The organism is Zunongwangia pacifica, from assembly GCF_023499215.1.
In the GTDB taxonomy this organism is placed as follows: Bacteria; Bacteroidota; Bacteroidia; order Flavobacteriales; family Flavobacteriaceae; genus Zunongwangia; species Zunongwangia pacifica.
This window is the reverse complement of sequence record NZ_JAKHSK010000002.1, coordinates 196,643-212,218: the sequence shown is the minus strand read 5'-3', so window position 1 is coordinate 212,218 and position 15,576 is coordinate 196,643. Positions and strand designations below refer to the sequence as shown.

The window sequence follows — 15,576 nt, the reverse complement described above, 5'->3', positions numbered from 1 at the left end:
TTAAGATTGTTCCACGTGGAACAATTTAATTTTTTCACTTTCTTTTTCACGCATTAAAGCCGCATCTTCTTCAGATTTATCTTTATATCCGCAATAATGCAATACGCCATGAACTAAAACTCTCTTTAATTCCGTATCAAAATCTTCATTATATTCTTGTGCATTTTCGCGTACCCTCTCCGTACTTATATAGATGTCGCCGTTTAAAAGATTACCCATAGAATCATCAAAACTTATAATATCGGTATAGGTATCATGATCTAAAAATTTTTGATTGATGTCTAACAAATATTCATCATCACAAAAAATATAACTTATCTCCCCTAGTCGTTTTCCTTCCGAAGAAATTACACGTTCAATCCATTTTTTATAGATGTCTTCCTGCGCTAACGCAAAGTCATTCTCAGAATAAAAATTAATAATACCGTCTTGATTAATCATTAAAATACGTATTAACGCGTTGCTTCAAATTGGGCCGCAAAGGTAATGCTTGTCTATCTAAAATTTCAATAGTATTAAAATAATCTTTAATATCAATATCCACTTTAGATGACTGATTATCAAAATCACGCATATTTGTTTCACTTTCCCTTTCCTCCCGCTCTCCTTTTTCGTTTAAAGATTGCTTTAGATCCAACATTTTTTGATGAATCCTATCTAAAGTTTGCAACGAATTTTGATGAATTTCATTGTTTAAAATATCTTTTTCCAGCTTATCATAATCTTCATTTAATTCCTGAAGATCCATACCATTTTCCTTCAGGATCTTCTGTAAATTTTTCCTTATCTGTTCCTGCTGTTTATATATTTCAAATAATTTCGACTGCTCCCCTTCTTCCGTTTGCTGCTGGGTTTCATTTTTCTTATCCCCCATTTGCTGCATCATCTGTTCGCCTAGCTCCTTTTGCTTTTGAATAATGTCTTGCAATTGCGGTCCTGAACCTTCTCCTCCACTACCCGAAGAATTCATTTGCTGATTCATATTCTTCAAAATATCATCTAATAGAACCGCCAAATCATTAGCTCCCGTAATGGTATATTGCTGTGAAGATATGGCCTTAGATAACCGAACATCGGCAAGCTCCTTCAAAGAATTGTTGAGATTAAATGAAACGCGTTCTAAAAACTCAAAAACCTTTTCAGCTATAAATTCATTATTCAATCCTAAAGTAAATAAACTATCATCGATATGCTCAAAATTTTCCTTTAGCACATATTGCTCTTTAAGGTTTGAAGAAAATCCAGGATTGTCCGTACTAATTTCAGCAAATTCATTCATCAATTTCTCTTGCTCAAAAGAAAAAATAACCAAATTGTCCAATACTTTTCTTAACGCCTCTATATCCCCTTTTAAAGTTTGCATTTCCATATTCGCAGAATTTCTTTTCATTTTCTCGGCAAGATCCTTCATTTTTTGCCCTACTTTTTGCTGATCCGATTTCTTATTTGAATCATCTGATTTCTCATCATCTGAGTTTAAATTTTCTAAATCCTGCTCAATTTCTTTTTCAGCCTGTTTATCTCTCTTTAATGATTTTGGACGTTTTAACTCCCTATTCTTTTTATCTAATTGATTTAATTCTTTTTGAATTTCATCAAATTTATCGTTAATATCCTCTTGGGATTTTCCGATTTTATCAAGCTCTTTTTGTTCATTACCTAAATTATCCAGCTTATCCACTAATTGATTGTACTTCTGTTCTACATAGTATTGCTTCGTCAGTTCTACTAACTGCTCCAAACTACGCTTAGAAGCGTTTTTGTTTTTCGATAAATTCTCCAACTTACGCTGCAAATTGTCGTTCTCAATTTTATCAGAATATTCTTTTAATTCGTCCAAAAGCTTTTTATTATCCTTCAGTTTCTCCTCAGCATTTTCAAGCCGTTCTTTTAAATGGTTAGCATCATCATCTTTAGGATCTGCACTGTCTAATTTATCTTTAAAGTTTTTCGAAAACTTTTCCATCGATTCATTTTCACGCTCCTGTGATTTGATAAAAGATTCTAACTTTTGCTTTTGCTCATAATTAAATTCTTTGTTTTCCAATTCATCATTCAACAAATTATTTAATCGATCTTCTTGTTTAAACTTGTCCAATTCTTTAGACAAATTATCGATATTTTCTTCTTGATCTTGCAGGTTTTGGTCATTAATTTCTTCGGAAGTATTTTTGTAATACGTAAAATATTGCGAGGAACTTGACTTTACGCCATTCACCGCATCGTTATCAAATACCTGAAAAAAATATTCATAATTACTGCCTTCCTGTAATTGTAACTCTCCAGGAAAAGAAGCATAAAATCGACTTACAGTTCCTTTATTAAAATAAATTGGTTTTGCGTTGAATTTATCTTCTCCTACTTTACGATAACGCAAAAGCAAATTAGAAATCCCGTAATCATCGCTCAGTTTGCCAGCATACAGCTTTTTTGAAATATCCAAAGAATCTATCTTTTCCTCTACTTCGATACTTGGAGATTTATCCTTAATAATTTGGAGTTGAAAAGATAACGGCTCATAATATTTTAAATACGAATTTGAAGTTGATATCCTATAATCGGTAGATTGATTAAAAGCGTTTCTATATTCCCTTTGAACCTCCAGTAAAGTATCAGGGAATTGAAGATTAACAACATTAGTATTTCTATGCTCAAAATTCCATTTTAAAGACGTTCCTTCAGGAACACTTAAATTACCATCCCCCGTAATACGATCTGGATCACGTTTTAAATAATCAGGATAAACGATATCGATACTAAAATTAATCAATTTTGGTACCGGAACAACTTTCAGATTATAAGTTTTAGAGCTTATATTATTAGATTTTAACGTAAATTCCTGATTTTCAGAAAGGTTTTTAAAAACATAGCTAAAATGACCAGGAGCCGACTGCTTCATAAAATAGGCATCGTCACCAACCAAAATCTTTACATTTTCAGGGATTTCATTACCAAGCACCTCCACCGCCAGTAAAAAATCATCTCCTTCAATAACCTCTAAATCATCTACATTTAAAACAAAACTAAAAGGTGCCGGCTTTTCATAAACCTGATCATAATTTTTAATTCGCTTAAAAGAATTAAATAACCACTCCCCTCTTCCACTAATTATAAAAGCAAGAATTAATAATATTGGGATAAATGCTGCTAACATATAATTTCGAAATTCACCAAAATTTACTGCATTGCTAAATTTGTAAAACTTCAATTCAGCCGATTTTTGGCGAATAGCTGCTTCAAGGAATTCAGAATTTCCTTGCTTTTTTAATTCGATAAGATTGAGCAAACGATCATCAATTTCAGGAAAATACTCTCCTATTCGTACTGCTGCTTCTTTATCTGAAATGGCACTATTAAGATTTAAAACCTTGAAAAGTGGTAAACCGATTAAGAAAATTAACAAGCCGGTTTCAACCAAAATAAAAGAAAGAAAAAGAATGAATCGAATATTAGAACTAAACCAAATATAATTTTCACCAACCAATATTATGAGGAAAAATAAAAGTCCAAATAAGACAAATAAAGCAAAGCCCTTAATCAGAAGATTTAATTGATATTTCCTGATAAAAGATTGTAATTGGTTTTTAATTGCTTCAAATTCTGCCATAAAATTCGTCTTCAGTTTACCTATTTTTAGGATTAATTAAAAAAGAAAAAGCCATCAATTAAACCAGACTTTCGCTTAAATGTGCAAGGTCTTCTTTTTCTAATTGATTTGTCTAAATGTAATTAATATTCCCCATAAATAATAGCACACTAAAAAATGGAAAATTAGCAAACGGATTACTCGCATATTTTAGGATTGCATCATTTAGGTTGTATCTTTGCTACAAAAATAAAACCATTTATGTCTTCTAACGTACGCGTAAGATTTGCACCCAGCCCTACAGGGCCTTTACACATTGGCGGAGTAAGAACAGCTTTATACAACTATCTGTTTGCTAAAAAACATGGCGGTGATTTTATTTTAAGAATAGAAGATACCGACCAAAACAGGTATGTTGAAGGAGCAGAGCAATATATCATAGATTCTTTAAACTGGTGTAACATTCCTTTTGATGAAGGCCCGGGTAAAGAAAAAGACTGCGGTCCTTATCGCCAAAGCGAGCGCAAAAACCTTTATAAAGCCTATGCCGATAAATTAATTGAAAGTGGAAATGCTTATTACGCTTTTGATAGTGCTGAAGATTTAGATAAGCATCGAAAATCTCACGAAGTTGAAGGTAAAACTTTTATATACAACTGGCATAACCGGGAAAAACTGGATAATTCTTTAGCCTTACCGCAAGAAGAAGTTAAAAAAAGGATTGAAAATGGCGAACATTATGTAGTGCGTTTTAAATCTCCTAAAGACGAAATTCTAAAAATTTCAGATGAAATTAGAGGAAATATGGAGATCGATACCAATATCCTTGACGATAAAGTTTTATACAAAAGTGACGGGATGCCAACCTATCACTTAGCGAATATTGTAGATGATCATTTAATGAAAATCTCACACGTCATTCGTGGTGAAGAATGGCTGCCTTCTTTAGCGTTACACTTTATGCTATACCGTGCTTTTGGATGGGATGCCCCAAAATTTGCACATTTACCACTTATTTTAAAACCACAGGGTAAAGGAAAATTAAGTAAACGTGATGGTGATAAATTGGGATTCCCTGTGTTTCCTTTAGAATGGAAAGATCCTGAAAGCGGAGAAATTTCGGCCGGATATCGTGAAGATGGTTATTTTCCTGAAGCGGTTACCAACATGTTAGCTTTCTTAGGATGGAACCCGGGAACTGAACAGGAATTCTTTTCCTTAGCCGAATTAGCTGAAGCTTTTGATCTTAAAAGAGTACATAAAGGCGGAGCGAAATTTGATCCTGAAAAAACCAAATGGTTCCAACAGCACTATTTACAAGAGGCAGATAATGAAGTTATAGCTGAAGAATTTTTAGAAATCTTAAAGCAAAAAGAACTTGAAGCTACCAAAGAATACGCACAACATGTAGTGGAACTGGTAAAAGAAAGAGCCGTTTTTATTGAAGATATTTGGGAGCAGGGATTTTATTTTTTCACCTCCCCTACTTCATACGATCCTAAAAATACCAAAAAGGCCTGGAAAGACGATACCAATAGCCTTATGACCGAACTGATAGAAATATTAGAAAAGATTGAAGATTTTAAGGCAGAAATAATTGCTGAAAAAGTAAAGTCCTGGATCACCTCTAAAGAAATAGGTTTTGGAAAAGTGATGCAACCTTACCGAATTTCTCTGGTAGGCTCTTTACAGGGAGCAGATCTTTTTGAAATTTCTGAAGCTATCGGAAAAAAAGAAACTATAGATAGAATTAGAACAGCCGTGGAAACGCTAGGTTAAAATTCTGATATTTTTAGCAAAAATAAATAGGCTGTCTAAAAACTCAATTTTAGTCAACCTGAACTTGTTTCAGGTTCTCATAACGATTTTTAAATCAATGAGATGAGATTCTGAAACAAGTTCAGAATGACGTTTTTGGATGTTTTTAGACAGCCTCTTTTTAATATCTTTTAAGCGAGTTTCTTTACTTAGATGAAGTTACTACACGTTTTACTCCAAATATCTTCGCTACTGCCTTTAAAACAATTGCTTTTTGCATTATTGCGCCAAGGGCATTTCCTACTACGCGAATAGGAGATAAAGAATCCTTAACTTCTTCTAAGGTAAGTTTTATTTCCTCCTTATCAATTTGTGCCTGAAGTTTTAAAATTTTTAAATCCCTGTCTATTTCCTCAAAACTTGTATACTGTTTCATCTAGTCATTTTCATTAAAAATCTCGTTGGAGAACTTTTTTAGCATAAACGTAGTTAGCGGCTTTTTACCAAAAATTACAAACAAAACAATAAGAATTAAATAAAAAACACCAACTATAAAAAATCCAGCAGATGGCTCATCTAAAGCTGCGCTAATGGCAAATGCAATACCCAAAGATATAAATGCAAGGGCTGTGCTAAGCGCAAAAGCGACAATTAAAAACTTAATCAGCGATATTGCTGATTTTGTTGTTTGTTTAAATATTAAAAGCTTATAATATTCGGCATTACTATGCGTAAATGCCTTAACGTTATCATTAAGTTCGTCAATACTATTACTTAGTTTTTCAAACGCCATAAATATTATACCACTACTTTATTCGCTTTAGTTTCTGCTTCTTCCTTCTTTACTTCCTTTTGTAACTTCGCGTTTTGCTTTCTTAATTCTTCTAATTTAGATTCCATTGCAGAAAGGATATCATCTGCTTTGTGACTGGCATTAGAAAGTGTTTCTTCTAATCTTTCTTCAAAGTCCAATTTTGCCTTTTTCGCTTTCTCAGTAAGATTAGACGCTGTTTCATTATATTTTTTATTGAAACGATCCTGCGCATCCAAGGCATCTTTCTTAAGTTTCTTTCTGGTTTTTTCACCTTTATCGGGAGCATATAATAATCCGATTCCAGCTCCAATAGCTGCGCCGGTTACCAATGCTAACAATGTGCTTCCTGTATTTGCCATAATAAATTTAGTTTTTGATTAATACTTTCTATCAAATATACGGCATCAACAGGTTAGGCCCTGTTAATAACCGGTTAATATGTATTTTAGCAATACTAAAATATTCTTAAACAAGCACTTATCTAAAAATTTACTTTTGCATTTTGGCCCAACTATCCCTTAAGCCTACCGTTCTATTAAAAACCAAATGATCTTTAGTACTATCCCTATCGATACAGAAGTAACCTATTCTCTGAAACTGGAATTTATCTAATTCTTCAGCGGTACTTAAACTTGGTTCCACAAAACCAGTAATGGTATTTAACGAATTTGGATTTACAAATTCAAGAAAATCCCTATCCTTAACTCCATCGGGAGCTTCTTCTGTAAACAAGCGATCGTAAAGCCTAACTTCTGCTTTTAAGGCATGTTTTATGGAAACCCAATGCAATGTACCCTTTACCTTTCTTAAAGACTCCTCAGTACCACTACCACTTTTACTTTTAGGATCGTAAGTACAATGTATTTCGGTAATATTTCCGTCTTCATCCTTAACTGCATCTTCCCCTTTAATAATGTAAGCATTCTTCAATCGTACTTCTTTTCCTAAAGTTAATCTGAAGAATTTTCGGTTGGCGCTTTCTTTAAAATCTTCCCGTTCAATATACAATTCTTTTGAAAAAGGAACCTGTCTTGTTCCTGCCGATTCATCTTCGGGATTATTTTCAGCTTCTAGCCACTCTTCCTCTCCCTCAGGATAATTTGTGATTACCAGTTTAACAGGATCTAGCACTCCCATTACCCGTGGAGCAATTTTATTTAAATCTTCGCGTGCACAAAATTCTAAATGGGCAACATCTATCATATTTTCACGCTTTCCTACACCAATAGAATCGGCAAAATTTTTAATAGCCGCAGGAGTATAACCTCGTCTTCTTAAGCCAGAGATCGTTGGCATTCTGGGATCATCCCATGATGCTACAATCCCTTTTTCTACCAGCTGTGCCAGTTTTCGTTTACTTACTACCGTATGGCTAAGATTTCTACGTGCAAATTCACGCTGTTTTGGGATAAACTCTCCCGGTTTACTCACCTTGGCAATAAACCAGTTATATAACTCTCTGTGTGGTAAAAACTCTAGTGTACAAAACGAATGAGAAACCTGCTCTATAAAATCACTTTCCCCGTGTGCCCAATCGTACATTGGGTAAATTTTCCATTCGCCTTCTGTACGGTGATGTGGTTTATGTACGCATCGATACATAATAGGATCCCGCATTAACATATTACCACTGCCCATATCTATTTTCGCACGAAGCACGTGAGCACCTTCAGGAGTTTCTCCATTCTTCATTTGTTCGAACAAATCTAAATTCTCCTCTACGCTCCGGTTCCTATAAGGACTTTCTGTACCGGGTTGGGTTGGCGTCCCTTTTTGCTCTGCAATAGCTTCAGAAGACTGACTATCAACATAGGCATCTCCATTTTTAATCATTTCTACTGCCCAATCATATAACTGCTGAAAATAATCTGAAGCATAGCATTCTTTGGCCCATTTAAAACCAAGCCATGCCACATCTCTCTTAATTGCTTCAACAAATTCCCGTTCTTCTTTTATAGGATTGGTATCGTCGAATCTTAAATTTACAGGAGCATCATATTTTTCTCCCAAACCAAAATTTAAACAAATCGAAGAAGCATGTCCAATATGCAGATAACCATTAGGTTCTGGAGGAAAACGAAACATCAATTTTTCCTTTTTATAATCTGCTTTTAAATCTTCTTCTATAATTTGCTCAATAAAATTTAGAGACTTCTTTTCTTCAGCCATAATTTATCTAGTAACTATCATCGGGGCAAGCCCTCGAAGCGTTTAATTTGAATAATACATTTTTAAAACGAAACCTCCCTTTCCCGATAGCTATCGGGACGGGAATGGAACATTTAATCTCGATTATCGAGTAAAAAGGCAAAGTTATCAAAAATAAAATCCCCTTACCGAAGTAAAACAATTAGAAAATAAAAAATTTTACTACTCTCAATATGGGTTTCATTCTTAAAGATTTTCGTTGAAATCTACAATTCATAACCACTAACCTGCCATAAGATTATTGATGAATATGTTTATCGGGTTAAAATAAACCTAAACTAAAGGATATTACGAAACAAAACTTCAGCATTTATTAATTTTAAGCTGAATTTAATTCAGTTACTCATGAAAAATCGCAACTCCCGCCCTATTGTTGAATTTTTAGAAGTCCTGAAAAATGAGTGAAAATTCCTCTAAATTAAATCCGTTATCCGTTTGGGCACTCGCCGCCGGCGGAATGGTGGGCGGTGGTATTTATACCGTACTTGGTGTGGTAATTGCCGTTTCTGCACAATGGACGTGGCTGGCGTTTGTACTTACCGGCCTAATTGCCATTCCCTCTGCCTATAGTTATGTGTTTCTTACCAATAAATTTCACGAAGAAGGCGGTGCCTTTGTATTCCTCGAAAAGGTAGATGATAAAAAAATGGCCGGAAACCTAAGTTGGTTACTCATTATCGGTTATGTGTTAACCATATCGGTATATGCGTATGCGTTTGGACATTACCTCTCCTTTGCTTTTCACGGCGATCCCTTACTTATGCGATTGCTCGCCGCCGGAATTGTTATCGCTTTAATTTTATTGAATTTAGCGGGAGTAGGAAAACTTACCAATGTAGAGATCATTATCGTATCGGTAAATCTATTGGTTTTGCTGGCACTGGGAATTTATGGACTGGCTAACTGGGATACCTCACAACTTACCGCAGGGATTAGTCCACGGCCTATTTGGTCCAGTCTAATTGGTGGTGCTTCCATCTTTATGGCGTATGAAGGTTTTCAGCTACTCACTTATGAATATGATAAAATTAAAAATCCTGAAAAAAGTTTTATGCCTACCTTAATGAGTGCAGTCATTTTTGTGGTCATCCTTTATGCTGTAGTAGCACTTGGAGCCACGATGGTGGGTGGTGCTACATCTATGATTAGTTTTAAAGAAATTGCATTATCCATTTCGGCCGAATCGGCTTTTGGTAAAACCGGTCTTATCGTGATGACGGTTGCCGCGGGGTTTGCGACGGCTGCTGCGATTAATTCTACTTTATTTTCTACGGCGAATTTGTCTAAACGTATTGCTTCACAGAACGAACTTCCTTCGTGGTTTGACCATACCAACAGCAATGGTGTTCCCGACAGATCAATTATTTTATTAGGAACTTTAGCCGGACTTTTAGCTGTGGTGGGTTCATTAAGTTCCCTGGTGGAAGCTGCGAGTTTGGCATTTCTATTCACCTTTGGAATCGTTAACTGGATTGCTTACCGGGAATCTGAAAAAAGAAAATGGATCCCTTTGATGGGAATTATTATTGGGATTTTAGTGGGACTGGCGCTGATCTTTAGATTGGTCATTTCTAAACCCATTGCTCTGGGCGGAATTTTAGCATTGGTGCTACTTATCATCTTAGGAAGACCGTATTTATTAAAACAGAAAGAAAAAACGCAACAAAAAGCCCAACAAGATGAAAACTAAATGTATACTACTCTTCGTGGGAATGTTATTGCTTTATAGTTGTAATTCGTCCCAAAAGAAACCTTCAAAATTACGTATAGGCCAGTTTTTGTTTACAGATGAACCCGCTGAAATCAGTTTTATTAGAGATGGTAAATCATCCCTTAAGCAACAAATGCACTATACGGAACTGTCTGATTATCAAAATCTCGCTTCCGGAACTTATACTGTGGAAGTAAGGTCCAAAAACCAATTACTATTGAAGAAAAAAGTAGGTATTGGTACCAGCGGGGTTTATACCCTGATGGTGTACGGAATTATGCAGGAAAACCCGAAAACTAACGAGAAAACCGAAAAAACAAGATTACACGAAATTGTGGAAGGTGAAGAGGCCACCATGCCTAACGGAAATTTACCTCAACTAAAAATTTTAAATGATGAATTTGAATGCGGGAAAAATGAAGCAAAAATAAGATGGGTTCATTTGGCGGCCGGTGTAGAAGAGATTTCAGCAGAAGTTTTTTCAAATCAAGAAACAATTTCCAAAAAATTACCTTCACTTACCTATCCCAAAATGGCTAAAACAAAAGCACTTTCCCCACTTCAGCAAATCCTAAACTGGAAATTAAAAGGAAGTAAAGTAAAGGTTGCGGAAGAACAACTGTCTATTCAACCCCAAAAATTATACACTTGTTTTGTATTGGGCATCGAAGGGAAATATATTGACAGTTTAAAAGTTGTTACCGGAGAAACACCAAAGAAAAAATTTTAAAAGCTATTTTTGCAAAAAAATATTGTGGGAAGTATTAAATTAAAAAATATCAAGGTATTCGCGTATCACGGTTGTTTGGATGAAGAAGGAAAGATTGGAAGTGACTATCGGGTTGATCTTAAGGTAAAAGGTGATCTTTCTAATTCGGCAAAATCTGACAAGTTAGTAGATACTATCGATTACGTTCATTTAAACAATATCGTAAAGGAAGAAATGGCCATACGCTCTAAACTTTTAGAAAGTGTTGCTGAAAGAATTAACCATCGCGTACTAAAAGAAATTATAATGGTGCAAAAGGTAAAGGTTTCAGTATCAAAAATTAACCCGCCAATTGGCGGTAATGTCGCGATGGTTAGCGTAACCCGAAGTAAATCCAGGTAGATTTTTAGTTTTAGAACTTAAAATTTTTATTACATTTGCGTTCCCTAATTAAAAGGGCATCGTGGCCGAGTGGCTAGGCAGTGGTCTGCAAAACCATGTACAGCGGTTCGAATCCGCTCGATGCCTCTACAAAAAAAGGCTTTCCATCAATCTGGAAAGCCTTTTTTTATGGTTTCAATTTCTAAAAACTAAAGTTAAAATTATCGATTTTGATCATTAATTTTTCCATTTCAGCGAATAAATAATATCAGGAAAAATCTAAGAAGTACGTATCTGATTTTTTTTTAACTAGCCTAAATCTAATTCAATAAGGGCTTAAATAGTTCGATATTCCAAAAAAATACACTCCTTTTTAAGGAGTAATATTGTCGATTGTTTCTTTTATCTCTTTTACTTCACCTGGAAAAGCACCCTGTGAGATCAATACAATTCCAAAAATCACCAGCATAACGCTAATGCCTTTTTTCATAACATAAATTCTACTGGGAGTGAGTTTACGGTTAAGTTTTTTAGCTAGTAAAATCTTAAATACATCTACAATTAGGTAACTAATTAAAACAGTACTAAAAAACACTAAAATACGGTCACCTTCCATTTCTAATCTTGGTCCAAAAACAATGATTAATCCTAACCAGAAACCAAGGACACCAACATTAATAAAATTCAGTAAAAACCCTTTTAACGCTAATCCCAAATAATCACTTTTACCCAGTTTACGAATATCCGGGCTTTCTTCTTCTTGTGGCAAGGCCTTTTTGGTTTGGATAAAGGTCATGACCCCATAAGTAGCAAGAATCACACCACCAAAGATAAACAGTGCAGGATCGTCCTTTATTCTTTCCAGTAATTTGGTAGTACTAAGATAAGCAATCAACAAAAAAACGGTATCTGCTATGATTACACCAACATCAAAAGATATAGCCGCCCTAAAGCCTTTTATTGCTGCGGTTTCCAGTAATACAAAAAATACCGGTCCCAGCATAAAAGCCAGAAATAAGCCTAATGGCATGGCTGCTAAAATATCGTGTAGCATAAACTTTATTTAGAATGCAAAAATAAAAGATTAGTTTTTTCTCACTACTTTACCACCAAATAATGTGCTTTTATCAATCTCTTCTGGATCACCATACACGTTTACAGTACCTCCTGCCCTAACTTTAGCGGTTACTTTTCCAGAAACCGTTACATCGGCCACGCCACCTGCTTTAATATCTACGTTTAGATATTCAGATTCGAGGTTTTTGGCATAATACTTTCCACCGGTATTAATATTTACTTCCTGGTGTTTTACTTTTCCTGAAGGGGTTACTTCCCCGCCACTTCTTATAAGGGCAATGAGATTGTCAACTTCAAAATCCCCAGTAATATCACCACCTTCCTGAGCTTCTAATGTGAAAAATTCTGCATTAATTTTATCAGCAATAATCACTGAAGCATTTTGTTTTGCTCTTACTTCATCGATACTTCTGTAATAAAGCAACACCTGGGTATCATCGTCATCATCAAAAATATTATCGATCCCTAATTTAATTTTTAAGGTCGCATTTTCGATATCAAATTGTACATCCTCCCTACTCTCACCGGTTACTACAGCTTTGTTTTCATCAGAGCGTACTAATTTTACCGGTAAACCATCATATACAAATATCTTCTTAAAATCTGCAAGATCATGTTTTGTTTCCTGAGCGTTTACAGCTAATCCAAAAGCCATAAAAGCAATAATTAATAAATTTTTCATTTTTACAATTATTAAAACTATTCTTTAAAATCCTCTTTTAATCCTAACATAGTAAAATCTAAATGACGTTTTACCAGATCGGCATTTTTTACTTTTACATAAACCTCGTCACCTAACTGATAGGTCTTATTAGTTTTTCTACCAATAACAGCATAATGCTCTTCATTAAATTCGTAATGATCGTCTGTTAGATCACGTAAACGAATCATTCCTTCACATTTATTCTGTTCGATTTCCACAAAAATCCCCCAATCGGTTACTCCAGAGATCACACCCAAAAATTCTTCGTCCTGATGATCCTGCATAAATTTAACCTGCATGTATTTTATCGAATCACGCTCGGCATTTGCTGCAAGATTTTCCATCTCACTGCTATGATGACATTTTTCATCATACACGTCTTCACTGGCAGAATCTGCTCCATCCAGATAATGTTGCAACAAACGATGTACCATAACATCTGGATATCGCCTAATTGGCGAGGTAAAATGTGTATAGTAATCGAAGGCCAAACCATAATGACCAATATTTTCTGTACCGTAATACGCCTTACTCATCGTTCTAATCGCAAGTGTATCTACAAGATTTTGTTCTTTTTTACCCTGTACATCCTTTAAAAGGTTATTTAAAGAGCTGGTAACGCTTTTTCTATCGGTTAGGTTAAGGGAATGACCAAAACGACCTACAACGGTTTGTAAAGACGCTAATTTCTCTTCATCGGGTTCGTCATGACATCGATACACAAACGTTTTCTTCGGTTTTTGTTTTCCTATAAACTCGGCTACTTTTTTATTAGCAAGCAACATAAACTCTTCGATCAGTTTATTCGCATCTTTAGACGTTTTAAAGAAAACTCCTATAGGCTCGTTTTCTTCATCTAAATGAAATTTGACTTCAACTTTGTCAAAAGAAATGGCTCCCTGTCGCATCCTTACCGATCGCATTTTCTTGGCTAATCGATCTAATTCTAAAACCGCTTCTACAATCGCATTATCTACGGTGTAAGCACCCTCTTCTCGAATCGAAATATCCTCTGGGATCGTATTTTCTTTGGTTTCAATAATATGCTGTGCTTCCTCATAAGCAAATCTGGCATCAGAATAAGTGACCGTTCTTCCAAACCATTGATCTTTTACTTTCGCATTTTGATCTAATTCGAATACCGCAGAAAACGTATATTTTTGCTCATTTGGTCTTAGCGAACAGGCGCCATTCGATAAAATTTCCGGCAGCATTGGTACTACCCTGTCTACTAAATAAACTGAAGTAGCGCGTTCATAAGCTTCTTCATCCAAAATGGTATCGGGTTGCAGATAATGAGAAACATCGGCAATGTGAACACCAAGTTCTATATTTCCGTTTTCCAGTTTTCTAAAACTTAAAGCATCATCAAAATCCTTGGCATCTTTAGGATCGATTGTGAAGGTAAGTACATCGCGCATATCACGACGCTTTTTAATCTCTTTAGGAGAAATTGAAGTATCTATTTTATTGGCAAATTCTTCAACCTCTTCCGGAAATTCAGCCGGTAAACCATATTGGGCTAAAATCGAATGAATTTCTGTATTATGATGTCCTGGTGTTCCCAGCACTCTGGTAATAATCCCAAAGGGAGAATCGGCCCTTTTTGGCCAGTCATCAAATTCTACCAACACTTTATCCCCATCCTGTGCTTCTCCTAATTTATTCTTCTGAACAAAAAAGTCGGTATACATTTTAGGATCATCGACCACTACAAATCCAAAATCTTTTTTTAGCTGTAATACCCCCACAAAACTGGTTCGTTTACGTTTGATGATCTTGGTAATTTCTCCTTCAGATTTTTTTCTTCTTCGGTGTTTATAAACATAAATTTCAACCTCATCACCATGAAAAGCCGAATTTAGGTTTTGCTGCGGAATCATGATATCATCCTCAAATTCGTCTACAATTACAAAACCGTAACCTTTGCTAGACATATCGAGTACACCCGTGTAATAATTAGCCCCTTTTTCGATCATAAATTTACCACGATCTACCTGGTTAATTTCCTTTTTAGCGGCTAATTGGGCTAATTTTTTGGTAATTTGGTTTCGGCTGCTAGGATCGTCTACGCCTAACTTCGATGCAATTTGTTTGTAATTGTAAGCTTTCCCTGCATCCTTTCGCAGGATATCTGTAATCTTTTTATCAAGATTTCCCAGTTTTGCACTGGATTTATTGTTTTTCTTCTTTCGTTTCATTCTCATATACCGGTAAAATTAGTGTATATAACTGATTTTAGATGAAAATGAATGTAAAGTTTTGTTAAGTGATTTCGACAAAATTTACGAAAACTGTCAAAAATTAACGGTTTAGGGATAAAATAAACCTCATTTTCATACGTTAAAAATGTTATAGTTATCTTAATAATTTCTTAAATTTGCGATCTAATATTCAGAGAGAATTTTAGCTAATTTTAAACCAATGAAGTTGTTAGCCTCCAAATCTAGAAGATTTTTTCTGTTATTTTTCCTCATTTTTTTACTTGGGGTAATAGGATTCTTTGCCTATATCAACAAGTCATTAAATCAACGATCTGAACTAAATACGATAAGTACTTCTGTTCAGCATAAAATCACTCATTACAATTAATAAATAAAGTGTATCTTTAATTACCTATTAATCAGGT

At 34.9% G+C, this 15,576-nt stretch carries 13 protein-coding genes and 1 tRNA gene; 5 read left to right on the top strand and 9 right to left on the bottom strand.

Translation table 11 applies throughout. The annotated features are described in order from the left end of the window. Complete coding sequence (ybeY, locus tag L1967_RS02225) at positions 1-441, bottom strand: rRNA maturation RNase YbeY (protein ID WP_249600083.1); 441 nt, start codon at positions 439-441, stop codon at positions 1-3. Next, entirely contained in the window at positions 434-3,607 is a 3,174-nt protein-coding gene (locus L1967_RS02220; protein WP_249600082.1) for a hypothetical protein, read from the bottom strand. The genes ybeY and L1967_RS02220 overlap by 8 nt, the downstream gene beginning before the upstream one ends. A 240-nt stretch (positions 3,608-3,847) precedes the next feature. Here L1967_RS02220 and gltX point away from each other — a divergent pair, with 240 nt between their 5' ends. Further along, a complete protein-coding gene (gene gltX, locus L1967_RS02215; protein ID WP_249600081.1) occupies positions 3,848-5,365 on the top strand; it encodes a glutamate--tRNA ligase in 1,518 nt (505 codons plus the stop codon). Positions 5,366-5,549: 184 nt separating this feature from the next. On the opposite strand, the gene L1967_RS02210 is transcribed toward gltX, so the two are convergent. The 4 genes from L1967_RS02210 to L1967_RS02195 all read right to left on the bottom strand — a co-directional run bounded on the left by L1967_RS02210 (position 5,550) and on the right by L1967_RS02195 (position 8,327). After that, complete coding sequence (locus L1967_RS02210; RefSeq protein WP_249600080.1) at positions 5,550-5,780, bottom strand: DUF6327 family protein; 231 nt, start codon at positions 5,778-5,780, stop codon at positions 5,550-5,552. Beyond that, positions 5,781-6,137, bottom strand: a complete 357-nt coding sequence (locus tag L1967_RS02205) for a phage holin family protein (protein ID WP_249600079.1) — start codon at positions 6,135-6,137, stop codon at positions 5,781-5,783. A 5-nt stretch (positions 6,138-6,142) separates the two neighbouring features. Next, positions 6,143-6,517 (bottom strand): YtxH domain-containing protein, encoded by a 375-nt coding sequence (locus L1967_RS02200; protein WP_249600078.1) that lies wholly within the window; start codon positions 6,515-6,517, stop codon positions 6,143-6,145. Positions 6,518-6,647: 130 nt separating this feature from the next. After that, positions 6,648-8,327 carry a glutamine--tRNA ligase/YqeY domain fusion protein gene (locus L1967_RS02195; protein ID WP_249600077.1) on the bottom strand — a complete coding sequence of 560 codons (1,680 nt, stop codon included), beginning with the start codon at positions 8,325-8,327 and terminating at the stop codon, positions 6,648-6,650. Between the two features lie 436 nt (positions 8,328-8,763). On the opposite strand from L1967_RS02195, the gene L1967_RS02190 reads away from it, so the two are divergent. The 4 genes from L1967_RS02190 (at position 8,764) to L1967_RS02175 (ending at position 11,314) form a co-directional block, all read left to right on the top strand. Further along, on the top strand, positions 8,764-10,056 hold the full coding sequence (locus tag L1967_RS02190) for an APC family permease (RefSeq protein ID WP_249600076.1): 1,293 nt from the start codon (positions 8,764-8,766) through the stop codon (positions 10,054-10,056). After that, entirely contained in the window at positions 10,046-10,807 is a 762-nt protein-coding gene (locus L1967_RS02185; RefSeq protein WP_249600075.1) for a DUF4397 domain-containing protein, read from the top strand. The genes L1967_RS02190 and L1967_RS02185 overlap by 11 nt, the downstream gene beginning before the upstream one ends. 24 nt (positions 10,808-10,831) lie before the next feature. Continuing rightward, positions 10,832-11,188 (top strand): dihydroneopterin aldolase, encoded by a 357-nt coding sequence (folB, locus tag L1967_RS02180; RefSeq protein WP_249600179.1) that lies wholly within the window; start codon positions 10,832-10,834, stop codon positions 11,186-11,188. Between the two features lie 55 nt (positions 11,189-11,243). Then, positions 11,244-11,314, top strand: a tRNA-Cys gene (locus L1967_RS02175). Positions 11,315-11,540: 226 nt separating this feature from the next. Here L1967_RS02175 and L1967_RS02170 read toward each other — a convergent pair. Genes L1967_RS02170 through rnr form a run of 3 tightly spaced genes read right to left on the bottom strand, consistent with a single transcriptional unit; the run spans position 11,541 to position 15,148 of the window. Further along, positions 11,541-12,221 (bottom strand): LysE family translocator, encoded by a 681-nt coding sequence (locus tag L1967_RS02170; protein WP_249600074.1) that lies wholly within the window; start codon positions 12,219-12,221, stop codon positions 11,541-11,543. Between the two features lie 30 nt (positions 12,222-12,251). After that, positions 12,252-12,926 (bottom strand): head GIN domain-containing protein, encoded by a 675-nt coding sequence (locus L1967_RS02165; protein WP_249600073.1) that lies wholly within the window; start codon positions 12,924-12,926, stop codon positions 12,252-12,254. A 17-nt stretch (positions 12,927-12,943) separates the two neighbouring features. Beyond that, the gene (gene rnr / locus L1967_RS02160; RefSeq protein WP_249600178.1) at positions 12,944-15,148 is read right to left on the bottom strand and encodes a ribonuclease R; all 2,205 of its coding nucleotides are present in this window, start codon (positions 15,146-15,148) and stop codon (positions 12,944-12,946) included. Positions 15,149-15,576 lie beyond the last annotated feature (428 nt).